Here is a 25,300-nt window from a genome sequence, read left to right on the forward strand (position 1 = left end):
TAAACCGTTGTAATCAAGGTGACAAGCAGCGGCAATTGCAACCGCTGCCAGTGGTTGGCTCAAGCGGAACCTTGGATCGTGGTGAGGGCCATGGCGATGTCGTGATCCAGTTCGGCGTCGGCGCGGTGATCCCGCAGCCGTTCGATGATGTCGCCCTGGTCTGCCAAATACTGCCACTGGCAGTCAAACAGGGTCTGAAAATGGGATTGGTTCAGTTGTTCGCCGATCACCACCGAGTAGAATCGGTTGCCACATCGGCGTTGTTCGCCCATGGCGGTGAGGGTGGCGGCCGGTAACTCCGCCAGTACGAAGTCTGAGATCACCACCATATCGGCATTGCGGTAGTCATCCCGGTTGAGCACCTCCAGCGCCACATCAATGGCCGGTGCCACGTCGGTGCCGCCGTGGAAAGAGCGGGTCAGGAATCCCAGCAACTTCGGCAAGGCGTGGTCGTCAGACAGGTTCAGGGTCTCGATGTCAGTGGAGAAGTTGACCAGGAAGCACTTGCGCTGACCCGATCGACCGGTGGCGGCCAGAAACAATGCCAGCGCCTTGGCCACCTTTTCCGGCTGGCCTTGCATCGACAGGCTGCTGTCGACGCAGATCACCATGGGCCCAAGGTTGTCCTCGGTGGAGACTGGCCGCAGTTCATCCACATTGACCCAGGTTCGTTCCGGTTGCCAGCCGCGCATTTCAAAGGTTTGAAGTTGCCGTTCCAGGTATTTGAGGTCAAACAGCAATGCGGTGTCTTCCTCCCCCAACAGGGCCAGTTCCGACGGCAGGGTCTGGCTCAGCTGCTGGTCTAACCTAAGCCCCACCAACTCCTCTTTGGCGGGGGCATTGGGGCAATTAACCTCTCGCAGGCGCCGCACACTGACCGTTTCGTAGTGGGTAGAGTAACTGGGTTTTCTTTGCTTGCCGATGCGATGGCACAGGTCCAGCACCCCGGGGGTGTTGGCCAGGTAGTCGCACCAACGTTTTAACGTCTCGACGTCATCCTGGCACAATTGACCGGCGCTGAAGTCCACCAGAAATCCGGGTTCCAGTCCGAGGCGCTCGAAATTACGGCTTAACTCAATCAGGGTGTCGAGCCAGGCCTTTAACTGGGCCAGCATCTCCGTACGCAGCAGGGCCAGTCGATCCAGTTCCCACTTGGCTTCGCTGCGCTCCAGTTGTTTGCGCCAATCCCGCAGCAACAACCGCCGGATCAAAGTAGCGGATTCCGGGTGTTGCGTGGCGCGGCGCATCTGCCCCTGCCAGAACCCCGGGTTGGCCGGCAGTTTCAGGCTGGAGAGGCAGTCGCGGTACGCCTGCCAGTCCTGCTGCAAGGCGGCAACGGTGTTGGCATTGTCATCCAGTTGCTGTTCGGACAGCAGCAGTTGCTGATAGAACGGGCCATAGGGGGACTCCTCCTCCAGCGTTTGCCGGGCGGTGGCTTCCAGTTTATCCAGCGTGGCTGCCAACTGGGCATTGAGGGTCGGCGACGCCGCCAGGATGCTGGCGTAGCTGTGCTCGATGCTCTGTTGCAGCGCTTCGGTGATCATATCAGCGACTCAGTTCCTGCAGCTGTTGGCATTTCATAATGTTCAGCTCCAGATCCCCCAGTTGTTGTAACAGACCGCTGTGTACAACGTCGGTCTCCGCTTCTGTAACAAATGGCGACACATGGTTGTGCTGATAGTGCTGTTGAAATTCGGTGACCTCGGCCAGGGTACGGGTCAGCAATTGATGGCTGTTGTCCAGCTCGCTCAGCAGCTGGTTCAGGGCGGCCTCGTCGCGTTTTTCGCGGCGCTCGCCCTGACGAAACTTCACCGTCGGTTTGAAGCGGTTGACCACGTAGGCATTGCTGTCGAAATTGCCGCTGTCGTTGTATTTAATGTCCATGGCACCGTGTTCATCGAATCGGCACTGAACGGTTTCCATCGCCTTGCCCAGAGTATCCATGGGGTGGAACGGCCGGGGCGACTTCATCTGTTCCTGATGGACGTAGAAATCCAGATACACCGGTTCGCGACGCGCCAATCCGTGTTGGTAGGTGGCCATCGCCTTGACGTAAAAGAAGTTGGATTGATTCTTACGTTGCCGCTCCTCGCTGCCGCCAAAGAAATACTGTTGAGGATAGAAATCCACGGTTTCGTACACATCCTCCTGATGGAACAGCAGGGTGTGCAGCGCGGTTTCCCAGTCGTCGATCTGCTGATACAACTCGCTGATGGCGGCCGCCTGCGGGCAGCCAAGGGCAAAGATGGCGTCGTGGACCAGTTTTACCGCTTTGGGATGGTCCTCCTCCTGAGCCCACAGGCAGTGCTTGAGTAACAGGGCATCACTGAGGTTGGTGTGGTCTCTATCGTTAAAGAAGGCCGATGCTTTGAGCAGCATGGCGGCCCGTTGCCAGCGCCGATCCGACACATACAGCCCCAGGGCTTCGGCTTGCTCCTGCAGTTGCTGCTTGAGAATTTTGATCACTCCCAGGCAGTCGTCGGACAGCTGCACCTGGTGAAGTTGCTGTTGCCACTCGAGCCATTCGCCATTGCTGATTTTGAGCTCCGGGGCGATGTCTACCTCGGCCGATACCGGTCGACTTTGCAACAGGGAAGCAAAGTTGTCCCACTGACGGGTGGGCTGGGCCATGAGTCGAATCAAGAAGCGGTCGTACAAGGCGTCCAGGCCCTGATCCGGCTCAGGGACTTCGTTGGAGGCGGCAATCAGGGCTTTCAGGGGCACCGGTTCAATGTCATCGCCATTTCGGAACAGGCGCTCGTTAATCAGGGTCAGCAGGGTATTGAGGATGGCCGGGCTGGACTTCCAAATCTCATCCAGGAACGCAAAATCCACCGTCGGCAGGTAGCCCTGTGTCTTGCGGTGGTACTGATCCTGCTTCAGGGCCTGAATGGACACCGGCCCAAACACCTCTTCCGGAGTGGAAAAGCGATTCATCAAACACTCGAAGTAGCTGTCGTGATTGAACGCCGACGCGATGCGCCGGGCCAACAGGCTCTTGGCGGTGCCCGGAGGCCCATACAGGAAGGTGTTCTGGCCGGTCAGCGCGCCGAGCAGGGCGATGGCGACCGTCTGTTCCCTTTCCTGTAAGCCCTGACTCAGAGTATCGATGAGTGATTGAATTCGTTGTCGTTTACGCTCTGGCATCGAGGGAACTCCCGGTTAAACGCCATGGTAGTTATCGGATCATCATACCCGCGGGCCAGGGGTAAACTTAGTCTCGGTCATGGTTGTTGTGAAGCGCATCACTAATTGCCGAGCGGGGTTCAACTTGCTGGCAGGGGGTGCGGTTCGGGTTGAACCGCAAAACCCGCCTGAGTCCTTGACCCCAAAGGGCAACCCGGTGGAATGTTATCGCCCGTCGACACGCCGTATGATTTGCGCTTAGTAAACGCGGGCCTTGCCGGGTGATTTTTGGTTTAATTAGCTGAACGAGGAGGGAATATGGACTTTACGATTCTGGAGCAGTTGGCCGGCCATCGCAGTGCGGTGCGGGGTCAGAACTACTTTAACGAGGGCCGGGTGACTCAGGTTACCCGCGTTGGCGATCAGGTGGTCGGTGTGGTTGAGGGAAGGGAGCGCTACTCGGTGACGCTGAGCCTGGAGAAGGGAGTCATCGACGGCGAGTGCTCCTGTCCGGCGTCGGAACACAGTGAGTTTTGTAAGCATTGCGTCGCCGTGGCCCTGGCATTGTCTGCGCAGCAACAGGCACCGTCATGGTTGGTCGCACATCTGAAGCGATTAAAAAAGGAGCAGTTGATTGAGGCGCTGATCAATGAGATTGCCGCCGATAGCCGCAAACTTAGCGCCTGGGAAAAGCGGATCAATACCCCAAAGTAGGGCATTGTCAGGCAAATCCGGGCCCTTTGGGCCAGTAAGGCCCAAGGCAGAGAGGGTTAATCTTCTGTGCATTAACCCGTTAAGTTTGGGTAATTCGCTAATTCAATTGAGCTGGAACCCCATGTTTAGTAGTGTTGCGCACACAACAAACGGATAACAAATGAGTCTGTCTGACTCCTGACTTGAATTTTGGGGATCTGAGTTCATGCCTCATCGCTTTCGCGCCCTGTGGGTGCCGCTGGCAATGGTGTTACTGCTGGTGGTCGCACTGACCTCCGCTGCCCGGGCTCAAACTGCCCCCTCGACCTTGCAGCAGCAAATGGTCGCCATGGCCGAGCAACTGCAAGCCCGGCTTAATAACAAGCGTTATCTGCTCGATGCCATCAGTCAGGTGGTTCGAAACAACCCACAACTGACGCCGGCTCAGTTTGATCAGGCCGCGCAGGAGCTGTTTGCCGGCAACGGCGATCTCACCGCCATTCAGTTGGCTCGTGACCTGGTGATCAGCCATACCTATCCTCTCAGCGGCAATGAAGCGACCATCGGTCATCACCTGCTCGATGATCCCAATCGTCGTGAGCAGACTCAACGGGCACTGGAAAGCAATCGCGCCACCCTGGCTGGCCCTTACCATCTACGCCAGGGCGGCATCGGCTTCATCATGCGTCAGCCTATCTACCTGGATGCGGCCCAAACCCAGCTATGGGGGCTGGCGGTGGTGGTGATGAGCTGGGACAAGATGGCGGAGCAGATTGGCCTCAAGGCGATGGAGAGCCAGTTTCAGTTCGCCATCCGTTCCCTGGCCAAAGATCAGAACGCGGTGGTGCTTGGCGACCGCAATTTGTTTGATGAGCCGCAGGCGTTCAAGCGAACCCTGAAGCTGGCCAATACCCAGTGGCAAATCAGCCTGAAGCCAAGGGAGCAGGTCTCCGCCAGTACTCTGGAAACCTGGGCCATCAGCCTGTTGCTGTTGTTTGGGTTGCTGTTGACCGCCGTGGCGATGGTGCGCCGTCAGGCCACCAGCTGGCACACGCCGGCGGCATTGGCGTCGGCACTGATCTGCATCAGCGTTGCTGGCATCATCGCCTATCACCAAATGGAGCAACGCAACACCTTGCTGCAATCGGCTCGAGTGGCGGACCACGTCCGTCGGCTGATCTACCAACGCATTCAGGACAACCAGAATTACCTGTACCTGCTCAGCCAGGAATACCGCCAGAATCAGCTCAGTACCGACGAGTTTATTGAGCGCGGTGGCCGTTTTGTTACCGATCACCCGGAGCTGCTGAACATCAATTGGGTCAGCGCCGATCTGGTGATTCAGGAGGTGCCGCCCCATAAGGGCAATGATCAGATTTTGGGGTTGGCCATCAGCCTGGATGCCCCGCTGGAGGCGGCGGTGACCGCCCGGGACACCCGCAGCCCCGCCCACACCCGGCTGTTTAAGAACATTCAGGGGAAGTACTCATTTGAAACCTGGTACCCCATCTATCGCGGCAACGAGTTTCAGGGGTTGTTTGCGGCGGTGTACGACGTATCGAGGCTGGTCAAGGCGGTGGTGCCGGCGTCGCTGGCATCAAACTACGCCATCTCCGTTGGCTTTCCCTCCCAGGGCAGTGAGCTGCACCTGGAGCGGGGCGTCGGGCGGGAGTTAGTGGTACCTGGCCATGGAACCCGGCTGCACGTTGCTGCCAGCGAAGCCCGGCTGCAACGGGAAACCCTATTGATGATCATCGCGTGTTTCATCGTCGGTTGTGGCCTGTTTGCGGGCATTCGGGTGTTACAACGGTCCAATCAGCGCCTGGCCGAGCGTTTTGACGATCTGAGCCTGGCCCAGGAGGCGCTGTACCGGGAAAAGGAGTATTCGCAGATTACTCTCAATTCCATCGCCGACGGCGTGATCACCCTGGATAGGGAAGGGCGGGTACAGAGCCTGAACCGAACCGCGGAACGATTTTTGGTGTTGACCACCCCTGAGTCCAAAGGCCAGCCTCTGGCGCAGATTCTGACTCGAGGCAATGACAGCCAGGGGGCCCAGCCTCTGGCGGACAGTCTGACTCAGATGATGACCGAAACCCTGGGTGGTGGCGATCCGGGCCTGCTGCATGGTTCGCTTTCCCGGGGCAATAAGGTCTATTACCTGCAATGCAGTGCCAGTCGCATCGAGGTGTCCGGCCGCACCGAAGGGGTGGTGGTGGTGATGCATGACGTCACCCAGTTGACGGAACTGGCGTCAGAGTTGGAATACCAGGTCTGTCACGATAGCCTGACTGGCCTCATCAATCGCGCCGAGTTTGAGCGGCGCTGCACCCGGGCCTTGACTCAGGGCACTCACTATCTGCTGTACCTGGATCTGGATCAGTTCAAGCTGGTCAACGACACCTGTGGCCACCTGGCCGGCGATAAGCTGCTGATTCAGTTGTCGGGCATACTGCAGAGTAAAATGCCGGACAACGGCACCCTGGCTCGGCTCGGTGGTGACGAATTTGGGGTGCTGCTGACCCACTGTAGCGAGGCGCAGGCGATGACCATGGCCGAGACCATTCGGGTTACGGTCAAGGAGTTTCGATTCGTATCCCATGACAAGGTGTTTGAGCTCGGTTGCAGCATCGGTGTGGTTCCTACTGGCGCAAGCAACGGCGATTATGACGCCACCCTGGCGCGGGCCGATCTGGCCTGCTACATCGCCAAGGACAGCGGCCGCAATCGCATCCACCTGTTCACCGATACCGATCACACCACCAGTCAGCGAGAGGGGGAGATGTCCTGGGCCAGCCAGCTCAAATCGGCCCTGGAGAACGACCGGTTCCTGTTGTATCAGCAGCCGATGATCGCCTTGTCGAGCCCCTCCAACGGCAAGACCAACTTTGAGGTGTTACTGCGACTCAAGAATGAACAGCAACAAACCGTCCCGCCCGGCGCCTTTATGCCGGCGGCTGAACGCTTCCACCTGGCCACTGCCCTGGATCGCCATGTGATTGAGCTGATCCTGTCTTTCCTTGAACAGCGACCGAAAGTACTGGAGGGGGTCGGCATCTGTTCCATCAACCTGTCGGGACAATCCATCAGCGATCCTGCTTTTACCGAGTTCCTCTGTGAGCGCCTCAACCGCTCAGCAGTGAAACCGCAGCAACTCTGTTTTGAGATCACCGAAACCGCCGCGGTCGCCAACCTGACCAAGGCCAGTGAGTTCATTCAGTCGTTGCGGGCCAAAGGGGTCAGTTTTGCCCTGGATGATTTCGGCTCCGGCATGTCCTCCTTTGGTTACCTTAAGGCACTGCCGGTGAACTACCTGAAAATCGACGGCAACTTTGTCCGTGATATCGGCACCGATGCCCAGGACCGGGCGTTCGTCGAGGCGATTCACAACATCGGTCACTCCATGGGCATGGCCACGGTGGCCGAGTGCGTTGAAGATCCACAGACGCTGGCGTTGCTGGAGGCCATTGGGGTCAATTATGCGCAAGGGTTCGGTATTGCTACGCCTAAACCACTCAATCAGTTGAAGTTACGAGATGCGACATTGGAGCAGGGGCTGACCTAACCACCACTGATGACGCCCTTGAAGTCATCGACGTTGACACCGGGATCACATCAACGGCATAAATCCGAGCCTGAGCACGGGGCATGCAAAACTGTGCAGAGTGTCACAATGGGGTAGGGTCGCAGGGATTACACTAATCGGCCTTTCTGGTACTTCGCCCGTTTATTTGCCCTGCTCGCTGTCATGACCGGCGCCGCAAGGGGTAACGGGTTTCCTCATTGGAAGCAACTGTGTCACATCGAACTCACCTGTTCTCTCTCAGGCTGGGGCATGCGTTTATGGATGCCTGTGTCTCTTCTCCCTATGGCCGCCGTCAGGTCAGCCGCGATCTGCTGGCTGGGCTCACGGTCGGCATTATCGCGATTCCTCTGTCCATGGCGTTGGCCATCGCCAGTGGGGTGGCGCCGCAGTACGGTTTGTACACCGCCATCGTAGCCGGCATCGTCATTGCACTGACCGGGGGATGCCGCTACAGCATCAGCGGGCCGACGGCGGCCTTTGTGGTGTTGCTGGCTCCCATCTCGCAGCAGTACGGCCTCACCGGCTTGTTGGTGGCCACCATGATGTCTGGCCTTATCCTGATCATCATGGCGCTGCTGCGGCTGGGTCGATTGATTCAGTACATACCCGAATCTGTCACCCTGGGGTTCACTTCCGGCATTGCGGTGGTCATCGCCACCTTGCAGTTAAATGACTTTTTTGGCCTTAACCTGAGCGAACTGCCTCATGGCTTCGGTCAAAAAGTGGTGTCATTGGCGACGGCATTGCCTCAATTGCACCTGCCAAGCCTGGCCGTTGGCGCGCTGACATTGGTGGTCATGTTGCTGTGGCCAAAACTCAAACTGCCGGTTCCGGCGCATCTGCCAGCGGTGTTGCTGGCGACCCTGGTGTGCTGGTGGTTGAATCAGGCCGGCATGGGCATTGAAACCATCGGCAGTCGCTTTCACTACCTGAATGCCGATGGCAGCCTGGGTCAGGGCATTCCCCCTGTGCCTCCGACGCTGGACTGGCCCTGGCACCGGGGCGGCGATGACACCGCCATCAGTTGGTCACTGATTCAGTCGTTGTTGCCCTCCGCCATGGCCATCGCCATGTTGGGGGCCATCGAGTCGCTGCTGTGTGCGGTGGTGGTGGACGGCATGACCAACAGTCGCCACAGTGCCAACAGCGAATTGCTGGGGCAGGGGATCGGTAACCTGATCGCGCCGTTGTTTGGCGGCATCCCGGCAACCGCTGCCATCGCCCGCTCTGCGGCCAATGTCAAAGCCGGCGCCATCAGTCCGGTGTCGGCCGTGGTGCACAGCCTGCTGGTGCTGCTGGCACTGTTAGGGCTATCCAAAGCCCTGTCTTATTTGCCGATGCCGGCGATGGCCGCGCTGCTGCTGGTGGTGGCCTGGAACATGAGTGAAGCGCCCAAAGCGCTGGCACTGATGCGGCGGGCGCCCGGCAGCGATGTGCTGGTGCTGTTGTGCTGCTTCTTGCTGACGGTGGCCTTCGATATGGTGGTCGCCATCAGCGCCGGCATGGTGTTAGCGGCATTGCTGTTTATGAAAGAGATTGCCGAGATGACCCGGTTGCACGACTTGAGTGACAACCGCCGCTACGTGGAGCAACCTCTACCCGCGGATTGGATCGCCCTGAAGATCAACGGGCCATTGTTTTTTGCCGCCGCCGATCGCATCTTTGCCGAGATTCGACTGCAATCCAGAGGCAAAACCGGGGTGATCTTGTTTATGAACGGGGTATCGGTCCTCGATGCCGGTGGGTTGTCGGCATTGAACCGCTTGGTTGAGGAGTGCCGCCTTAACGGCACCCGCCTGGTGATTACCGACTTGCAGTTTCAGCCGATGAAGGCATTGGCCAAGGCCGGGGTCAGCCCCATCGACGGCGTACTGACCTTTATGCCGGTGCTGTCTGATGCGGTAAATGCCGCTTGCGCAACCCGGCGCTGATTCAGGAGTCGGCCGGTGCTGGCACCGGCCGACGGTCACTCACGACCAGTAACTGACTGTTGGGATCAAAACCTTGAATCGGGGTGGAGATCTGCAACCGGCGCAGATGGTAGTCTGCCAGGGCTTTACGACAGGTGATGCTTAAGCTGCCCGCTTCCATGCCGTAATCGATGGCAATGACCTCCTGCTGCGCCGCCGAGAAAATGGGGTTGGGCTCAATGGTCAGCGTCAGCCACTGATTCCACTCTACGTCGCATTGTTGCCCCTGCTCGCTTCGGTACAACAGCTTGGGCACGCCTCGAATTCGGCTCAGTACCAAATCCAGATAGCGTTTGTGCTGTTCGCAATAGCCGCGTAAATGCCAGCGAAAGCCGTCGTGCACCAGGGTGTGCGGAACGAACAGGCGTTCGTTGACCTGGCCGGTGGCGATGGAGGCGTACTGGACTTTAACCCGGGTTGCTCCCTTTGCCGCCGTCAGCAACAGCCGCACCACGGCAGGATCCACATAGCGCTCGGGCATGGCCACCAACTCGGTGGCAGCCCGGTTCAGGGCCAACAATTCGAAACCACTGCGCTGCAGCAGTTGCTGTTCCGCCAGCAACTGCAGGTACTCACCAAATTCGCCTTGACTGAACCTGGGTTTGAAATAGGCGCTGGGCTTGTAGCCTTTGAGTCGAGTATCGTATTTCAAGGCCGTCGGCGCCAGACTCAGGTAGCGGTTAATGTCTCTGGAGGCTTGTTGCCGGCCCATGCCGAAACTCTGGCACAGGTGTTTGGTGGTCAGGCGGCCCTCCCACAGGGCGATGATCTCGATGTGGCGAAATCGCAGTTGCTGATCCCATTTGATTTGTTGTCGGTCCATCGTATTGATTCAATAAGGCCTGTTCATAGATGTGACTATAAAGGCGACACATGCTGAAAATCAATCACAAGCTATTGAAAACCCCAAATCCGTGAGATATTGATGCGCCAGCATCGCCCGGTTCAATGCTTCCGGGTCGTCACCGTGCAGGCACAGGCTGTCCACCCGCAGCGGAATCAGTCGACCCGACTGAGATTGAACCTGTCCCTTTACCGCCAGGTGCTCCAGTTGCGTCACAATCTCAGTCGGCTCCGTGAGGATGGCGTTGTCCTGGTGACGACTCACCAGGGTGCCGTCATCCTGATAGCGGCGATCAATAAACGCCTCTGCCAGCGTCGGCAGTCCGAAGCGCTGTGCCTCGGTAAGCAACCGGCTTCCAGACAAGCCCATCAGGGTCAGGGGCCGCTTGCCGGCAATAATCGCTCGGCATAATACACCGGCCAATTCATCGTCAAAGGCCGCCAGGTTGTACAGCGCACCGTGGGGCTTTACGTAGTGCAGCGCCACCTGATGGCTGCGGCAGATCTGCTCCAGATGACCGATTTGTTGCGCTAAGCTGAGCTGCAATTCGGTGGCATCCATGGCCATCGGCTGGCGACCAAAGTTAGCCCGATCGGGAAAGGACGGATGAGCGCCGATGCGGATTCGGTGTTTGACACACAAACGCACGGTTTCCTCCATGGTCGTTCGGTTGCCGGCATGGCCTCCGCAGGCGATGCTGGCAGAACTGACCCAGGGCAGCAGCGATTCATCGAAAGGAAAGCCTTCACCGATGTCGACATTGATATCAAGATGCATACAACCCCCATAGTAGCTGATGACGCCAGTGCTGGTGTTTTGCCAGAGCCACCGCCGCTTGCGCCGAGGTAATGGCGCTGAGGCAACAGGCTTGACCGGGAACCAACTGCACCAGCTTCGGCAGATCTGCCCTGGCCAAATAGCCGAGCAGTGGGTAGCCACCGGTAGTCTGGCAGTCTGCGGTCAGTATGATGGCGGTATCGTCTGAAGGCCGTTGAATCGCCCCGGCAAACACCCCAACCGACGCATCGCCATAGCCCGAAGGCAAACCACTCTGGCATTGCAGCCGCACTCCCATTCTGCTGACGCTGGAGGAGAGTCGGCAGTCGAAGCGCGACGGCGTGTTCTCCGCCAGCCTGGAGCAGGGGATAAACCTTAAGGTGGCGTCATAGCCGGGAACCCGAATGCCCCGGTGGCGAGGCGGGTGGGGCGGCGATGGGCCAACCGGCAATCGATCACCGGCCTGAAGCGCCCGGCCATTGAGCCCGCCGATGCCGGCTTGCAGGTCGGTGGCAACACTGCCTAGCTGCGGCGCCACCTCGACCCCGCCGGCGACGGCCAGGTAGCCGTACATGCCTTGACCGCTAGGTGAAAGCCTAAGCCGCTGTCCGGGTTCGAGTGAATAACGCCAATTCGGATACCAGGACTGCCGATGCCCTTCGGCGTCGCAGCACAGGGTGTGAGCCGGTCCACTGTAGGCGATCGCCAACGGGGAGTCCGACTCCAGCTCAAGCGACACCGGCGGAATCTCCAGTGCGGTGAGCGGACGACGGTTTCCGGCGACCGCATTGGCGGCTTCAAAGGCGATGCTGTCCATGGCGCCGGCGGTGGTAACGCCCAGATGACGCAAACCATGACGCCCCCGGTCTTGAAGGGTAACCAGTGGTCCGGCGCTGAGGATGTTAATCATGATGGCTTGCCTGTATGAACCGCACCTCATCGCCCGGTTGAATCCGCGCCGGCGGCGTCTGTGAGGCAGAAAACAGCGTCAGATCGGTTCGGCCGATGATGTGCCAGCCACCGGGGGAGGCCGCCGGGTAGACGGCGCAGTAATGGCTGGCCAGGGCCACACTGCCGGGTTCTACCCGCAGCCTAGGGGTCGGGCGCCTCGGCAGTTGCAGTTTGGGATCCAGTCCCTCCAGGTAGGCAAATCCGGGCTGAAAGCCCACGAAGGCGGCCCAGTATTTGCCTTGGGTGTGACGCCGAATCAGCGTCTGTTGATCACAGCCGCACTGCTGGGCTACCCAGGCCAGATCCGGCCCCCATTCGCCACCGTAACGGACTTCAATGAGGTGGGAGCGTTGCGAGGCGGAGGGCGACGGACACAGGGCAAGTTCGCCTGCAAGTAAGTCCTCAACACGGCTTTGGCAGCCGGGGTAGGTGCATTCGATGGCCAGGCTCTGGTCGCCGGCGACGGCTTCGGCAACCCAGGGGTGCGCCCGCAGCGTCTCTGCCAGGTTGATGAGACTCAACTGACACCATCGCTGATGGGACGGGACCACCGGCTGTGCCCAGCGGATCAGCAGGTGCAGTTCACTGAGTGGCTCGACTGTCAGGCTGTAGTCACACCGTTCCATGGGCAGCTGTCCGATTGATAGGGCCTAAGTATGACCCTATCAACGCACAGGTAAGAAGTCTAATTTACAATCAATTAGCCGTTGGTTTTGGTGGAGTTTCCATCAGTTCCCGCAGTTCCGTCACAAAGGGCCCGGGGTTGACGGGGTCGGTCACCAGGTACAGGTGGTCGCTGGCTCGAGTGAGGGCAACGTAGAACAGGCGCCGCTCCTCGGCGTGGGGGTAGGACTCTGCTGCTGCCAGCATCGCCTCTTTGGCGGGGTGGCTACGGCGGCTCGGAGGAAAACCGTGTTGGTCACCCGCCGGAATCAACAGCACCACAATGTCGGCTTGGCGGCCTTTGCTGGCGTGAACGCTGTCGCAACGAAAATGCAGTTGGGGGAACTGCTTTGCCAGGGCTGCCAGGCTGTTGGCATCGGGCAGCTGAAATTTAAATCGGGCCAGGAAATAGACACTTTGGCCCGATTTCACCCGCGAGGCGATGGCCTGAACCAGCTCGGTCAGCGGTTGTTGATTTGACACCAAGGTCAGCGACGGGGCGGTCGCTCGCTTGTGGGTCGTCATGGTTTTTGGCAACTGGGCCGGATTTTTACTGATGAAGGCGCTCGCCAGCCGGTTGAGGTGATCGTCAAAGCGAAACGTCTTATCCAACAAGGTGGTGGAGGTGGGGCCGAAAAAGTCACTGAAGCCCGTCATCAGGCTGACGTCACTGCCGCTGAACCGATAGATGGACTGCCAGTCGTCGCCGACGGCAAACAGGCTGCGGGCGTTACGGCTGAGACTGCGTAGCAACATGGCCCGAGCACGGGAGATGTCCTGAAATTCATCCACCAGCAGATGACGCCACTGACTGGTAAATCGGCCGCTGCGAACGGCCCGATGGGCCTGATCGATCATGTCGATGTAATCGATCTCATTATTGAGCCGAAGTTGGCGGTTGTAGGCCTCCAGCAGTGGAATTAGCAAGGGGGTCAACAGGTCGAGTTCCCGCCGGCTCACCGAGCCCAACCGGCCACGATGCCCCTTGAACTCCAGCAGCAGATCGGCCAACAGAGTCAGCAACCGTTTAACCGCGCCTTGCTGCTGCCAAAATAACAAACGGGCGTTGAGATCCAAACCGCGGTTTTTCAGCTGCCGGTAAAGCGGCAATACGCCGGCATTTGGGTGCAGGCTGGGATCCGACTCCAGTACTTTTACCGTCGCGCGTTTGAACTCGACCTGTTTCAGGCGAGTACTGATCTGCTCGGACACAAAGGACTGTCGTAAAGAGGCGCTGCCGGCCAGTGGCGACAGCGTCGGGGGGGCCTCGCTGGTCTGGCGAATAATGGCCAGCCCCAAGGCATGAAAAGTGGTGCAGGTCACGGCCTTGGCCCGTTGCCCAAGTCGCTTGGCCAGCCGCTCGGACAGCTCTTGCGCCGCTTGTTTGCCGTAGGCCAGGATCACGATCTCTTCGGCCCGGGCCTGGCCGCTTTCCAGCAGGTAGGCGACGCGGCCGATCAGGGTTGAGGTCTTGCCGCTACCGGCACCGGCAATCACCAGGTTATGATCATTGTGGGTCACGCAGGCGATGCGCTGTTTGGGGGTCAGCGGGCTGGATTCGATGGTATCAAACAGCGCCTGGTAACGACGGCATTCGGTGTCGACACTGTGTTGGCGCAGCGCCCGTAACGTAGCCGGACTGGCGTCTGACAACTGCTGGATCAGGCCAAGGTCGCCGTGGTATTCCAATGCCAGATCGTCCTTGCTGAGGCTGTCCGGCCACATCGCTCGCATCTCGGCGGCGTCGGCAACCAGTTGCTGCCAGCGGGAGCAGGGCATGTACCCCGATTGCAGACAGGCGGTCAGAGAGGCAGCCTGGCGTTTTAGCAATGGTGCCCGGGCCGACAACCACAGGGCGTTGGTGGCAGTCAGCCAGGCCTGAGCCTGACGTTTCGACAGCCAAAAATGGCGCTGCTCGGCGTTATCCGCCTCAATCCGTGCACTGGTAAAAAGCAGGCCACTGTCCAGTTGTACTGGGCGGGTTATCTGTTGCCATTGCAGTTGCTGGCGACGTTTGCCCTGAACCAGAGTTAACCCTGCCGTATCGGCGTGGATCTCCAGTGACGACAGCGACAGCAGGCGTCCTAAAAGTGTACGTTTGAGGGGCAACATGGCAGTCAGGCGGTCACGAACAGGGGCGGGAATTACACCCTAACCCCGGCCAGGGTGCAATGCCTGACCGGGTAACTGCCGACTAACTCCCCAGTTAGTTGCTAATTTTTCGCCAGATGCTCATTTGAGCCAGGGTGTGCTGGAATTTTCGTGCCGTTTCCCGAATGACGAACGGCACCTGGTGTTGTTGCAACAACTCAAACCGATGACCAAGAATCTCCTGCAATGCCTGGTCGGTGGTGTAGTTTTCGCCATCCACCTTGAGCCCACCTAACCACTGTTCCCTGGGGGTAAACTCTTCCAGCCAGGTGTAAGGGCTGACGATCACCAACAGGCCGTCGTCATTGATGCGGGCCGGAATGGCATTGAGAAACTGCCTCGGATTGGCCAGACGATCGATTAGGTTTGACGCCAACACCAGGTCATAGCCATCAAACTGGGGTTTGAGGTTGCAGGCGTCGCCTTGAACAAAGCGGACATTGGCCGGTGCCTCGACGAAGTCCAGTTGACTCAGGGTGACCTGCTTGTAGTCCACCAGATCCCCCTCGCAGGCAACGGTGTAGCGTTTCTCACCCCGCTGCAGTAACTCATAGGCCTGCTGAATGAACCGAGCCGAGAAGTCGATGCCATCGACGTGCTCGAAGCGACGGGACAACTCCAGGCTGGCTCGACCAACGGAGCAGCCGATGTCCAGCGCTCTGCGCTGTTGCCGAATATGGGGAGTGATCAGATTGACGACGGTCTGGGGGAAGTTTGCCACGTCGAAGTAGGTGGGGCCGTAATGAAACTCCAGATACTGGGCGATGAGGGCGTCGGTTTCATAGGTGTTGGTGTACTGAGTGTCGGACACTGGCTGATGAGAGATCACGTAGCGAAACCCCGCATGTTGATAGAAGTGACGACGAAAGGCGTAACGGGAATCGGCCAGGGCTTCGTTGCCGGTGGAGATCCAGGAGCCGCCTTTCATCAGGGTATGTTTGCCGTCGAACGTGGGGGTGGAAAAGTCGTCGTAGAGCGGGTGAACTTCAAAGCCACTGAAACCGTCGATGGCGGTTTCGGTCCATTGCCAGACATTCCCCACCACATCGAAAATGCCATTGTGGTCGAACAGGTCCACCGGGCAGGAGGAGGCCCACTTATCCAGCAACAGGTTACCGGGAATCGTCGACCAGTTGGGGTTGTTGTCTTCCAGGCCCTGTCGCAGCTTCTGCCATTCCGCCTCGGTGGGCAGACGCAGAGGTTGCTGCAGCCGGGCCGCCTTCCAGTTACAAAACGCCTTGGCTTCGAGCTGATTCACCTCAACCGGCCAGTTCATCGGCAAGGGCACCAGCTCGGTGAGGTTGCGTTGCAGCCATTGCTCTCCCTGGCGCTGCCAGAACCTGGGGTGGCGCGCGGCGGTGAATTTCAGCCAGGCCTGGCCTTCGTCGCACCAGTGTTGCTGTTGCAGGTAACCGTCTGACTGGACGAATTCCAGAAACTCCTGGTTGGAAACCAGAAAACGGGACACCTGGAACGACTCCAGTTGCACTTGCTGACAACCATACTCGTTGTCCCAGCCATAGCTGTCGCGCTGGGGGCCCCGGCCCTGTGTCAGGGGACCGCCCTCGACTCTGATCATCGGATTGTCCGGGGCGATGCCGGTCAACGGGCAGGCCGGCCACTGAGGGTGAGGGCTGATGTGTTCGAGCGACAACTGCCGGATGATCACCGACGAGGTTTCTAGGTGAATGCGCTCGTGTTCGATGCCCATCAGAATCACCCAGGCCGGAGAGTCCGGAGTGATGGGCAGGGTCAAGGGCATGGTGTCGATGAAATGCAGCAGGGTGTCTTTTACCTGCTCTCGGTAACGGCGAACCTCTTGTACCCGCGGCCACTGATAGTGGCGCTCGTCCAGATCGTCCCAGGACATCTCGTCTACGCCAACGGCAAACATCGACTCAAACTTTGGGTTAATTCGCTGCGGTAGCCATTTTGCCAGGGTCAATTTGTTGATAAAGAAGGTGGCGGTATGGCCGAAGTAAAACACCAATGGGTGTCTTAGTGGCTCTGGCTTGAGGTAAAACGCGTCATCGTTGTTGATGACTTCAAACAGGGATTCGTACAACGCCCAGGTGGTGCGGAAATAGTCACTGAGCTCCTGGCGTTTTACGTTGGTGTCGGTTCCGGAAAGGGACAGGGTCTGAGCATTCCGTTTCATCATTAGCAGTCCGTTTTTCTTTTGTAGTCAATACAGTGTAGCCAAAGTCGAGGCTGGCCCCGGGGCAGAGGATGACGCACCGATGAGACAGTGCCATGACAGTGGCCGAATAGCAGACTACGGAAAAAGCGGCTTGGGGATCAGAAAAGTGAGGCTATAGACGCAAAAAGCCCGTCTCAAGGACGGGCTTTTTGCAATTTGGTGCGTCTGAGTGGACTCGAACCACCGACTTCCACCATGTCAAGGTGACACTCTAACCAGCTGAGTTACAGACGCGAATTTGGTACACCTGAGTGGACTCGAACCACCGACCCCCACCATGTCAAGGTGGTGCTCTAACCAGCTGAGCTACAGGTGTATAGTCAAATACTGACCAAGCAGTACCGAACGGGTCGTAATACTAATGAGAGCAGGGTAGCATGGCAAGTAAAATTAAAACTGAAATGGCTGACCGCTTAATCCCTGCGCACTGCGACGGTGTGATATGGGCCATAATAAGCGTATTCCATTGCACCCGAGGACCCCAAAATGACCAAAGCCCGTATTGCCGTGTTCAGCAGTAAATCCTATGACAAGGATTCCATGAACGCCGCCAACAGCAACTATGGTTTCGAGCTGGACTTTTACAAAACCCAGTTGACCGCCAATACTGCAAAATTGGTGGAGGGCTACGATGCGATCTCCTGTTTCGTGAATGACATGGTTGATGTTGATGTGCTGTCACAGCTGGACAAAGCCAACATCAAGATGATCGCGCTGCGCTGCGCTGGCTTCAACAACATCGATCTGGAAGAAGCCAAACGTCGCGGCTTTGTGGTCAGCCGGGTACCAGGCTATTCGCCGGAATCCGTAGCCGAACATGCGGTGGCCATGTTGCTGTGTCTCAACCGTAAACTGCACAAAGCGTACTCTCGAATTCGTGAACACAACTTTAACCTGGAGGGATTGCTGGGGTTCAACCTGTCCAGCAAAACCGTCGGCATCATCGGTACCGGTAAAATTGGCCAGGCTACCATTCGAGCCTTGAGTGGGTTTGGCTGTAAGATCCTGTGTCACGACCCCTATCCAACCGATGTGGTTACCGAACTCGGCGCCACCTATGTGGATCTGGATACTTTGTATGAACAATCCGACGTCATCAGCCTCCACTGTCCGCTGACGCCGGAGAGCAATCATATGATCAATCGCGACGCCTTCGCCAAGATGAAGCCAGGCGTTATGTTGATCAACACCTCCAGGGGGGCGTTGGTGAATGCTTCTGACGCCATTGAGGCGCTCAAAAGCGGTAAGTTGGGCTATCTGGGCCTGGATGTGTACGAGCTGGAAGGGGATCTGTTCTTCCGTGATCTGTCCGGTCAGGTCATTCACGACGATGTGTTCGGGCTGCTGCTGAGCTACCCGAACGTGCTGGTAACCGGTCACCAGGGGTATTTCACCGACCTGGCGCTGGATCAGATTGCCGAGACCACCCTGGGCAACATCAAGGCGTACATGAAGGGCGAGACCACCGGCAACGAGGTGTTCTAACCCGGTAACACCGAGACCACGAGCGAGGCCTGGCGCCTCGCTTTTTTGTTTGCTTTTTATGGCTGTGACGGTTATCGGCTACCTGAAAGCGTGCACGGCCTATGGCTCAGTTCGGCGCAGCCGGGTCGGGGAATGACGCTGGCGGTAATGGGTCGGGCTTTCGCCGCTATAGCGCTTAAAGGCGTTGGAAAAATTGGCCGTTTCGCTGTAGCCGAGGCGGTCGGCGATGTCGTCGACTCGCTCTCCTTGCCTTAACATCTCACGCGCCTGTTCGACGCGGTGCCGATTCAGCAGTTGGCGGTAGCTGAGCTTATGTTGTGCCAATCGTCGCCGCATGGTGCGCTCGGCAATGCCCAACATCGACGCCATCTGCGACGCTGTTGGCATTTGAAACGGCTGCCGTTTCAGGTGAGCGTCGATTCGGGCGGCCAGATCATTGTTGGCCAGCGTCAGGCTTTGGGCCTGGCACCGGGCCAGGCAATCGGCAAAGGCCACTTGATCCCGATCCGGCATGGGCCGATCCAGCCATGCCAGGCTAAACCACATCTCGTTGCAGTGGTGATCAAAGGACACCGGGCAGCCAAAATGAGCCTGGTAGTCGACAGTGTCCTCGCTGCCGCGGTGATTGAGTTTTACCGCGATTGGGGCAAAGTCAGGCCCGAACAGCCCATCCGCCACCTGCTTGATGGCCGCCAGATCCCGATCGGAGAAAATCTGATGCAATCGCTGTTCATTCAGCGGCTGGCCGTGAAGGCGCAACTTTATCGCCTGGTCATCGCTGAGAAAATCGAAATCAAACAAGGTAAAAGTAAGGTTGGCGTATTTGCAGACCACATTGAGAGCGGCACGAAAATCCGGTGCCGCCAAGATGGCATAGCCGAGCACCCCGTAACTCTCGATACGAAACCCCTGTCCCAGTTTGAGGCCGATGCCCGGATCGTGTGACTTCTCAGCCAGTTGACGGTAGAAATCCACGTGTTGCCACCGCGAGATAGGGGTAGTCTCATTCTCAAGATCTTGGGCCGTCAGACCGACGTTGCGCAGCATCAGGTCAATATTCAGCCCCAGGGGCGCAACCGCGTCGATGGCGTTTCGAATCGCTTTAACACTGTCCATGTGTCCTCCTTGACTCCATTACCCTAGTTGCTTTGGCCGATAATCACAATGGCCGACCGCAGTGACCATTCCAATCCCGGCGACCACCGGTTAGCTTTGGTACCCGTTTGTGAACTGAAACCGGCTCTGGCCAAAAGGGACAATCATGACTCAAGGTGGCACCAAACCGCACACCACTGGTGAACAGAGGCAGCCTCGGGTGGTCATTGCCGGGGCGGGCATGACCGGCATTCTGACCGCCATCACGCTTCGGCAGGCGGGAATCCGCGATCTGCTGATCCTGGAAAAGCGCTCGAGCGTGGGCGGTACCTGGCGTGAGAATCGCTATCCTGGTGTGGCCTGTGATGTGCCGTCGCACTTCTACAGTTACTCCTTTGCACCGAACCCGGATTGGCAGCGCCGTTTTGCCAGCGGTGAAGAGATTCAGGCGTATTTTGAGCGAGTGTTTCACACCTATGGTCTGGGGACGGTAACCCGGTTTAACCAGCAACTGGTTCACAGTGAATACCGCCGCGGACGCTGGCACTTAAAAACCGACTGCGGTCACACCTACCAGGCCGACTTTTTTGTCTGTGCCACCGGTATTCTGCATCATCCCTGCTACCCCAACATACCCGGACTGGATTCTTTTGAGGGCGCCTGTTTTCATACTGCCCGTTGGCCACAATCGGCACCGGTGGACGGCACCCGGGTCGGAGTGATCGGTACCGGCTCCACCGCCTGTCAGCTGATTCCGGCGCTGGCCGACCGGTCTCAGCACATCAGCGTGTTTCAGCGCACGCCGCAATGGATCATGAGGCTGAGTAACCCGGGTTTTGGCCCGACAACGAGACTGGCGCTGCGGCGGCTGCCACCGCTGCAACGCCTGGTACGCTGGAGCCACCAGTTGCTGCTGAGTCACCTGTTTTCAAAGGCGGTTATCGGTCGCAAGGTTCCCCACTGGATCATATCGACCCTGTGTAAGCTTAACCTGCGATTCAGTGTGCGAGACCCGGTATTGCGGCGCAAATTGACCCCGGATTACACCGTCGGTTGCAAACGGTTGATCATTAATTCCGAGTTCTATCGCGCCGTGCAGCGCGATACGGTGAGCCTGGAAACCGCCGCCATCCGCAAAGTGGTGCCCAAGGGGGTGGTCACCGACGACGGCAAATTGCACCGACTGGATACCTTGATACTGGCCACCGGTTTTCGCCCCTTTGAATTTATGCGACCCATGGTGGTCATCGGCGAGGGGGGCGTGACCATAGAACAGCAATGGCGCCATAAAGTTCAGGCCTACCGTTCGCTGTTGATCCCCGGTTTTCCCAATCTGTTTTTGATGCTGGGGCCCAACACGCCCATTGGCAACTTCTCCGTCATCGCCATGAGTGAAGTCCAGGTGAACTACCTGCTGCAGTTGATTCAACAATGGCAACAACGCCGGTTTGATGCCGTCAGTGCCCGCACCAGCGCCATGGAGGCGTTTAACCAAAGCCTGAAAGCCGGCATGAAAGGCACCGTCTGGTTAGGAGGGTGTCAAAGCTGGTATCTGGATAAGGACGGTGATCCGGCCATGTGGCCGTTCAGTTGGCAACGCTGGGTCGATGAGATGGCTGCGCCGCAGATGGATCATCTGCGGTTGCACCGGTACGGTAACGGCTAGTCTAATCGTTGCCCGGCGACCGCATCGGTATGCGGTCGCCGGGCATGCCAGTGATTACTGGGCCTTGGCCTGTCCGTGGCTGCGGCGCATCTCTTCGGCTTTCTCCCTGATCTCCTGCAAGTCCCTGACCATCTCGCTCCAGCCATACCACAATGCGTAGTCCGGGTTGGCATGAAACGCCCCCTGGAAACCGCGCATTCGATGTTTCAGGTGCATCTCAAACAGCGTTTGTTCGATACTGGTGGGGGCATCATGGAAGGTCAGCAGATCCGGGAACGCCTCGGCGTAAGACTCGGGCTTGGTCAATACCCCTTCCTGGTACAGGGCGGCAATTTCCCGAATCCCCTCGGCCAGCAGGTGGTCCAGATCCCGAATCAGGGCGTCGGCCTTATCCAGCTCAGCTTTGGCAAAATTAGCGGAGTGGCAGTCACCGCACACCTTGAGCATCTTGTTGCGTTCGCGATCGAAGTCTTCCTTGGTCAACCTGGCCACATCGGCGGCCTTAACCACCTCCAGACGTGGTGTCGGCTCGCCTTTGCTATCCAGCACTCCCAATGCCTGCAAAATGGTGATCTGATCGGCTTGCCACTGGGGGTCGTCGGACAACGGCAGGCGAACGGCCAGGAAACCCCAGGCGGTGCGGACTTCGTGGTCACCATCGACCATATGGCAGGTCTGACAGGTTGGCGCGGGGGTAGATTCCGGCAGGGTGCCGTTTTGTTTCAACAGGTAGCGGACCCCGTGCTTGGACGACGACCACATCTCCCACTGTGGATGATCAAACCCCATGTGGCAGGTTTGGCAGGCCTGAGGTTGGCGCGCTTCTTTCACCGAAAAGGTGTGACGGGTGTGGCAGGCATCGCAGGATGCGTGGCCAAACTGGCTGCCAGCCTGCTTCAGGGCTGCGATCTCTTCGTCGCTCTTCAGCCCCAGCTTGTGGCAGCCGGTGCAGCCTTTCATCCCCTGATTCAGGGCCATCGGAAGCGCGTGGGTGGTGGGCATGGCATTGACCGACGCCCAGGAGAGGGCGTGCTTGCCTTTGGAAAACTGCTCTAACCGTTCGCCATGGCATGCGCCACAGGTATCGGCGGTAATGGTACTGAGGTTACCGACGTCATCGGCACTGCTGTGATCGCCTTCGTGACACAGATCGCAGCCGATTTCGTTGTCAAAGTGTCGGCTGTTCTTCCAGTCCTCGACGATCAGTGGTGTTACCTTGGCATGGCAAGACTCACAACTCTCCTGTGCCAGTACCAGGCCGGTCAATAGCGAACACACAAGGGCAAATAGGATGCGCATACCCGCCTCCAAAGCAAAAGGGCCAACTAAACCCTAATCAGCTTAGTTGACCCTGATAAAAGTGCGGGTATTTTATCGCCCTAACTGCCGTTGCTGTACGATGACATTCCAATCTCGGTCTCACCCGTCTCAAGGGTGTAGGTCAGTGTCGGCAGGTCAACACCGGTGGTGTTTTTTTCACCCACGTAAATGTAGTAACAGGCAGAGGGGCCTGAGCGATACCAGTATTTTATCGGAGTGCTGGTGTCGCCATCGAAACTGCCGTTGGAGGCGGTTCGGGTCTCCAGGTCGGAGTTCAGCAAACCGGACCACAGTTCGCCGCAGTTGGTGCCGGTCAGGGTGCCGTTGTAATTGGTGCCGGCGGGAAAGCCTTGCTCGTTACTGTCGACATTGCCGTCACCAAAACTGGCAAGGTTGGTAACGGCGGCCTGGGTGCCGTTGGTCAGCCAGCCACTGTGATACAGCTTCACGGCAGCCCTGAAGTCGGAAAAGGCGGTTTGATACACCGCCTGGTGAGCTTCCGGAGTCAGGCTGGTGAGACGGGGAAGGGCAGTCACGGCCAAAATGGCCAGAACGATGATCACTGCCACCAGTTCAATCAGGGTAAAACCGCGGCTAGGACGGCGGACTAACATTGGCGCCTCGAACAGAAATCTGACTTTAGAGTAAGGGCTCGAATTTTAGACCTGTTCGTAGCCGCTGTCACCCATGCAGATCACTGTTTTTTAAACGCCTGAAAGAAATAAAGGCTGCCTGAGCAGCCCTTTATAGGTGACTATCACTAGTGCACTTCAACCCGATCCGGTACCGTTTGCTTGGGTTCCAGTTTTGGCAGGGTCAGCGACAGCACGCCGTTATCGAAATGGGCGTCGATGTCGGCAACCGTGAGGCCATCACCCACCTCGATGTTGCGGATAAACACCCCTTCATGACGTTCTTTTCGAATAAAATGGTTGTCTTCGACTTGATGTTGCTGACGACGACGAGCCTCGATGCGCAGTACGCCATCGGCCAGGGTGATGGCCACGTCTTCTTTTTTCACGCCGGGTAAGTCGGCGCTGAGCAGGTAGTGGCCTTGTTGTTCGACAATGTCGATACGTGGCATACCAAGGGAATTAACGGCCTCATCACTGTGTTCGCGTCGGCGTTCCATCAGTGGCCAGAAGTCAAACAAAGAGTCACGGGGAAACAGATTCATATTCTCCTCCTGTCAGTCCATGGGCGATGCCAGCAATGCGCCGGCTACCGCCGCTGTGATTCCTCATTGCTTATTTTACGCTCGCGGTTTCGCCCCGCGGGTAAAACTCCGCGCCACATTGATCGTGATCAAGATCACGGAGTTGTCGAGTCAGCCGGGATTCGAAAACGCCCGGTTCAGTTGCATCAGCGCATCGTAACGGGGCCCCTGCGGCGAGTGGGCAAAACTCAGCCTGAGATAGTGAGCATATTGACCATTGGCAGAAAACAGGGCGCCGGGTGTAATGACGATGTTGTTTCTGAGCAGGCTCTGGTAGTGGGCTTTGGTGTCTTGTTCTGGTGCCAGTTCGATCCACAGCGACATGCCGCCTTCAGGTTGGGTGCAGCGAAACGGCACCTGCCACTGCTGGTTCAATACCGCCAGCAGGCGATCCCGGTTGTGCTTTAGCTGTTGCCGCTGGTGAACCAGGTGACGCTTAAAATGCCCCTCAGCCATAAAACTGGCCAGCCCCTCCTGCAACGCCTGGCCACTGGCCAGCTGATTGATCAGTTTCAGGTGCACGATGCGATCATGGTGGCGGCCGCCGCTGATCCAACCAATGCGCAAATCCCGTGACAGCGACTTTGAAAATGAGCTGCACAGAATGACGCGGCCGTGAGTGTCAAATCGTTTCAGCGGTTCTGGTTGGAAATGAAAGCCAAGGTCACCGTAGATGTCGTCTTCGATCAGGGTGAAATCGTGGCTTTGGGTCAACTCAACCAGCCGGCGCTTTTCCGCTGCAGGCATGCAGGCCCCGGTCGGCGTGGCGTAATTGGGGGTAACCACGCAGGCTTTAACGTCCCATTGTTGCAACACCGGTTGCAGGGCATCGGCACTGAGTCCCAGGGTAGGGGACGCGGGCACCTCAACCACTTTGAGTTTTAATTGCTGCAGCAGTTGCAGCACCCCATAAAACGCCGGACTCTCCACGGCCACCACGTCCCCGGGCTCACAGCAACTCATCAATGCCAGAAACAAGCTGTTTTGACAGCCAGAGGTGATGCAGATTTCATTGACGTCAAGGGCACACTGACGACTGCGATAATGGCTGTGTATCTGTTGCCTCAGTGCCGGATTGCCTTCTGGCCCGGTGTAGTAGAACGCTTTTTGCTTGGGCTGCTGGCGCATGGCGCGTCCAAGGTGGCGATTGAGACGCTCCAGGCTGGGTTGAGGTTCTGGCAGCGACGCCCAGGGGCACAAGTCAAATGCGGCGCTGCGAGCCATGATTTCATGGAAGATCTCGGGCACCTGGATCAACTGCGGTGGCTTTTGCACAAAGTGGGCGTGAGTTGCCACGGTGACGTGTTGACGCTGGGCGACAAAATAGCCGCTGCGGGGCCTGGCCTCCACCAGGCCGGCCGCTTCCAGGGCGTGCAGCGCCTTTTGAACCGAAATTTTGGCAACTCGATGCTGCTGGCTAAGTTGTCGAATCGACGGCAGCCGATCGCCGGGCAACCACTCTGCAGAGTGGATGCGTTCACTCAGTGAGCTGGCCAGTTGTTGGTACAGAAACTTGGACATGCTGATGCCTCGAGGCGTTCAATCTGTACCTATTAT

At 58.0% G+C, this 25,300-nt stretch carries 18 protein-coding genes and 2 tRNA genes; 5 read left to right on the forward strand and 15 right to left on the reverse strand.

Annotation, left to right across the window (positions count from 1 at the left end; all coding sequences use genetic code 11):
• Positions 1–59: 59 nt before the first annotated feature.
• Together H598_RS23940 and H598_RS0109995 are read right to left on the reverse strand one after the other, a co-directional pair.
• Positions 60–1,544 carry a VWA domain-containing protein gene (locus H598_RS23940; RefSeq protein WP_051252643.1) on the reverse strand — a complete coding sequence of 495 codons (1,485 nt, stop codon included), beginning with the start codon at positions 1,542–1,544 and terminating at the stop codon, positions 60–62.
• A gap of 1 nt (position 1,545) precedes the next feature.
• The gene (locus tag H598_RS0109995; RefSeq protein WP_028112903.1) at positions 1,546–3,147 is read right to left on the reverse strand and encodes an AAA family ATPase; all 1,602 of its coding nucleotides are present in this window, start codon (positions 3,145–3,147) and stop codon (positions 1,546–1,548) included.
• 297 nt (positions 3,148–3,444) lie between these two features.
• Between H598_RS0109995 and H598_RS0110000 the strand changes: the two genes are divergently transcribed.
• From H598_RS0110000 to dauA, 3 genes are all read left to right on the forward strand, one after another.
• Positions 3,445–3,840: an SWIM zinc finger family protein gene (locus tag H598_RS0110000; protein WP_028112904.1), complete on the forward strand. Its 396-nt coding sequence runs from the start codon at positions 3,445–3,447 to the stop codon at positions 3,838–3,840.
• A gap of 205 nt (positions 3,841–4,045) precedes the next feature.
• A complete protein-coding gene (locus H598_RS25530; protein ID WP_051252644.1) occupies positions 4,046–7,384 on the forward strand; it encodes an EAL domain-containing protein in 3,339 nt (1,112 codons plus the stop codon).
• A gap of 230 nt (positions 7,385–7,614) precedes the next feature.
• The gene (dauA, locus tag H598_RS0110010; RefSeq protein ID WP_028112905.1) at positions 7,615–9,336 is read left to right on the forward strand and encodes a C4-dicarboxylic acid transporter DauA; all 1,722 of its coding nucleotides are present in this window, start codon (positions 7,615–7,617) and stop codon (positions 9,334–9,336) included.
• Position 9,337: 1 nt separating this feature from the next.
• Here the strand turns inward: dauA and H598_RS23950 are convergent, their stop codons facing one another.
• The 8 genes from H598_RS23950 to H598_RS0110050 all read right to left on the reverse strand — a co-directional run bounded on the left by H598_RS23950 (position 9,338) and on the right by H598_RS0110050 (position 17,277).
• Entirely contained in the window at positions 9,338–10,198 is an 861-nt protein-coding gene (locus H598_RS23950; protein ID WP_035415788.1) for a BrxR family helix-turn-helix transcriptional regulator, read from the reverse strand.
• A 60-nt stretch (positions 10,199–10,258) separates the two neighbouring features.
• The gene (gene pxpA, locus H598_RS23955) at positions 10,259–10,996 is read right to left on the reverse strand and encodes a 5-oxoprolinase subunit PxpA (RefSeq protein WP_051252645.1); all 738 of its coding nucleotides are present in this window, start codon (positions 10,994–10,996) and stop codon (positions 10,259–10,261) included.
• The gene (locus H598_RS0110025) at positions 10,986–11,906 is read right to left on the reverse strand and encodes a 5-oxoprolinase subunit C family protein (protein WP_028112906.1); all 921 of its coding nucleotides are present in this window, start codon (positions 11,904–11,906) and stop codon (positions 10,986–10,988) included. The genes pxpA and H598_RS0110025 overlap by 11 nt, the downstream gene beginning before the upstream one ends.
• A complete protein-coding gene (locus tag H598_RS23960; protein WP_051252646.1) occupies positions 11,899–12,573 on the reverse strand; it encodes a 5-oxoprolinase subunit B family protein in 675 nt (224 codons plus the stop codon). The genes H598_RS0110025 and H598_RS23960 overlap by 8 nt, the downstream gene beginning before the upstream one ends.
• Positions 12,574–12,643: 70 nt before the next feature.
• Positions 12,644–14,722, reverse strand: a complete 2,079-nt coding sequence (locus H598_RS23965) for a UvrD-helicase domain-containing protein (RefSeq protein ID WP_051252647.1) — start codon at positions 14,720–14,722, stop codon at positions 12,644–12,646.
• A gap of 94 nt (positions 14,723–14,816) precedes the next feature.
• Positions 14,817–16,922: a 5-histidylcysteine sulfoxide synthase gene (ovoA, locus tag H598_RS0110040; protein ID WP_028112907.1), complete on the reverse strand. Its 2,106-nt coding sequence runs from the start codon at positions 16,920–16,922 to the stop codon at positions 14,817–14,819.
• A 196-nt stretch (positions 16,923–17,118) separates the two neighbouring features.
• A tRNA-Val gene (locus tag H598_RS0110045) sits at positions 17,119–17,195 on the reverse strand.
• 5 nt (positions 17,196–17,200) lie between these two features.
• Positions 17,201–17,277: transfer RNA gene (locus tag H598_RS0110050), tRNA-Val, on the reverse strand.
• Between the two features lie 170 nt (positions 17,278–17,447).
• On the opposite strand from H598_RS0110050, the gene H598_RS0110055 reads away from it, so the two are divergent.
• A complete protein-coding gene (locus H598_RS0110055) occupies positions 17,448–18,446 on the forward strand; it encodes a 2-hydroxyacid dehydrogenase (RefSeq protein ID WP_028112908.1) in 999 nt (332 codons plus the stop codon).
• Between the two features lie 99 nt (positions 18,447–18,545).
• On the opposite strand, the gene H598_RS0110060 is transcribed toward H598_RS0110055, so the two are convergent.
• On the reverse strand, positions 18,546–19,562 hold the full coding sequence (locus H598_RS0110060) for an AraC family transcriptional regulator (protein ID WP_028112909.1): 1,017 nt from the start codon (positions 19,560–19,562) through the stop codon (positions 18,546–18,548).
• Between the two features lie 145 nt (positions 19,563–19,707).
• Between H598_RS0110060 and H598_RS0110065 the strand changes: the two genes are divergently transcribed.
• Entirely contained in the window at positions 19,708–21,207 is a 1,500-nt protein-coding gene (locus tag H598_RS0110065) for a flavin-containing monooxygenase (RefSeq protein ID WP_051252648.1), read from the forward strand.
• Between the two features lie 54 nt (positions 21,208–21,261).
• Here H598_RS0110065 and H598_RS0110070 read toward each other — a convergent pair whose 3' ends face one another.
• From H598_RS0110070 to H598_RS0110085, 4 genes are all read right to left on the reverse strand, one after another.
• A complete protein-coding gene (locus tag H598_RS0110070) occupies positions 21,262–22,506 on the reverse strand; it encodes a multiheme c-type cytochrome (protein WP_028112911.1) in 1,245 nt (414 codons plus the stop codon).
• An 80-nt stretch (positions 22,507–22,586) separates the two neighbouring features.
• Entirely contained in the window at positions 22,587–23,141 is a 555-nt protein-coding gene (locus tag H598_RS27110; protein WP_028112912.1) for a type II secretion system protein, read from the reverse strand.
• Between the two features lie 146 nt (positions 23,142–23,287).
• Positions 23,288–23,704: an Hsp20/alpha crystallin family protein gene (locus H598_RS23970; protein WP_051252649.1), complete on the reverse strand. Its 417-nt coding sequence runs from the start codon at positions 23,702–23,704 to the stop codon at positions 23,288–23,290.
• Between the two features lie 150 nt (positions 23,705–23,854).
• Entirely contained in the window at positions 23,855–25,264 is a 1,410-nt protein-coding gene (locus tag H598_RS0110085) for an aminotransferase-like domain-containing protein (protein WP_028112913.1), read from the reverse strand.
• Between the last annotated feature and the right edge of the window lie 36 nt (positions 25,265–25,300).

Source organism: Ferrimonas kyonanensis DSM 18153 (assembly GCF_000425405.1).
GTDB lineage: Bacteria > Pseudomonadota > Gammaproteobacteria > Enterobacterales > Shewanellaceae > Ferrimonas > Ferrimonas kyonanensis.

Bases quoted from the DNA above. Each gene is read 5' to 3' on its own strand.
- H598_RS23940 (WP_051252643.1), bottom strand. From the start codon at position 1,544: ATGATCACCGAAGCGCTGCAACAGAGCATCGAGCACAGCTACGCCAGC.
- H598_RS0109995 (WP_028112903.1), bottom strand. From the start codon at position 3,147: ATGCCAGAGCGTAAACGACAACGAATTCAATCACTCATCGATACTCTG.
- H598_RS0110000 (WP_028112904.1), top strand. From the start codon at position 3,445: ATGGACTTTACGATTCTGGAGCAGTTGGCCGGCCATCGCAGTGCGGTG.
- H598_RS25530 (WP_051252644.1), top strand. From the start codon at position 4,046: ATGCCTCATCGCTTTCGCGCCCTGTGGGTGCCGCTGGCAATGGTGTTA.
- H598_RS23950 (WP_035415788.1), bottom strand. From the start codon at position 10,198: ATGGACCGACAACAAATCAAATGGGATCAGCAACTGCGATTTCGCCAC.
- pxpA (WP_051252645.1), bottom strand. From the start codon at position 10,996: ATGCATCTTGATATCAATGTCGACATCGGTGAAGGCTTTCCTTTCGAT.
- H598_RS0110025 (WP_028112906.1), bottom strand. From the start codon at position 11,906: ATGATTAACATCCTCAGCGCCGGACCACTGGTTACCCTTCAAGACCGG.
- H598_RS23960 (WP_051252646.1), bottom strand. From the start codon at position 12,573: ATGGAACGGTGTGACTACAGCCTGACAGTCGAGCCACTCAGTGAACTG.
- H598_RS23965 (WP_051252647.1), bottom strand. From the start codon at position 14,722: ATGTTGCCCCTCAAACGTACACTTTTAGGACGCCTGCTGTCGCTGTCG.
- ovoA (WP_028112907.1), bottom strand. From the start codon at position 16,922: ATGATGAAACGGAATGCTCAGACCCTGTCCCTTTCCGGAACCGACACC.
- H598_RS0110055 (WP_028112908.1), top strand. From the start codon at position 17,448: ATGACCAAAGCCCGTATTGCCGTGTTCAGCAGTAAATCCTATGACAAG.
- H598_RS0110060 (WP_028112909.1), bottom strand. From the start codon at position 19,562: ATGGACAGTGTTAAAGCGATTCGAAACGCCATCGACGCGGTTGCGCCC.
- H598_RS0110065 (WP_051252648.1), top strand. From the start codon at position 19,708: ATGACTCAAGGTGGCACCAAACCGCACACCACTGGTGAACAGAGGCAG.
- H598_RS0110070 (WP_028112911.1), bottom strand. From the start codon at position 22,506: ATGCGCATCCTATTTGCCCTTGTGTGTTCGCTATTGACCGGCCTGGTA.
- H598_RS27110 (WP_028112912.1), bottom strand. From the start codon at position 23,141: ATGTTAGTCCGCCGTCCTAGCCGCGGTTTTACCCTGATTGAACTGGTG.
- H598_RS23970 (WP_051252649.1), bottom strand. From the start codon at position 23,704: ATGAATCTGTTTCCCCGTGACTCTTTGTTTGACTTCTGGCCACTGATG.
- H598_RS0110085 (WP_028112913.1), bottom strand. From the start codon at position 25,264: ATGTCCAAGTTTCTGTACCAACAACTGGCCAGCTCACTGAGTGAACGC.